The following is an 858-nucleotide window of genomic DNA, read 5'->3' as shown; positions in this document are numbered from 1 at the left end:
GCCGTCCGGGGGTGGGCCACAGCGGGTGCCCGTACGGCACGGCCTCCATGCCCCCCACGGCCACGCGCAGGAGCACCTGGGCCTCCTCCGAGGCGGGTGGCGCCGCGCGGGCCGCGCGGACCGCGGCCTCACCCGCCTCGGTGGTGCGCAGGCCCTGCACGCGGGTGGGCCGCCTGCCGAGGAAGGACAGGGCCGGGGAGGCGGCCACGTGGACGGCGAGCAGGAGCCAGGCGCCCGACAGGAGCGCCGTCGCCGCTCCCGCGGCCCACAACCCCGCCAGCACGCGGGCCCTCGTGCGGTTCACCCGGACGCACGCGGCCGTCCAGGCGAGGACCTCCGGCGCATCGGCGGGGACGCCGTCGGGCAGACCCCGTTCGCCCAGCAGGCCGTCCGTCACCAGCCGCCGGTGCAGTTCGTCCCACGGCGGGCCGGACCGGTCGTGGGGGCCGAGGGCGGTGGGCAGCCGGCCGGCCTCCTCGGCCAGGCGCTTCAGCAGCGCGGCTTCCACCTCGTCGCGCGGAACCGGGTCGGCCACCTCGAAGCGGTGGAAGCCGACTCCCTGGGAACGGAGCGTCAGCCGCTGCTCGGCGTGCATCCGCACCAGGGCGACGCCCAGCACTGCGCCGGGTCCGTCCGGGTACGCGAGGAAGGCGAGCTCGTACAGGGACAGTCCCGCCTCCGGCGGCCGGACCGGGCCCGCGCTCGCGGCAAGCCTGTCCCACGCGCGCTCCTTCGCCGCCCAGGAGCGCACGACGACGACCGCGGACAGCAGCGCCGCGAAGATGCCGACCGCTGCAGCGACCCGTACGTCGACCACGTCCACGACCGACCCACCCCCTGTCTCGTAAACACATCCGA

Annotated in this window: 1 protein-coding gene; it reads right to left on the bottom strand. The window is 76.9% G+C overall.

Translation table 11 applies throughout. The features are described from left to right. Positions 1-823: hypothetical protein (locus tag EF918_RS36210; protein ID WP_125653021.1), on the bottom strand; the 823-nt coding region annotated here is incomplete at its 3' end. Positions 824-858 lie beyond the last annotated feature (35 nt).

This window comes from Streptomyces sp. WAC06614 (genome assembly GCF_003949795.1).
In the GTDB taxonomy this organism is placed as follows: Bacteria; Actinomycetota; Actinomycetes; order Streptomycetales; family Streptomycetaceae; genus Streptomyces.
This window is presented reverse-complemented; position numbering and strand designations above follow the sequence as displayed.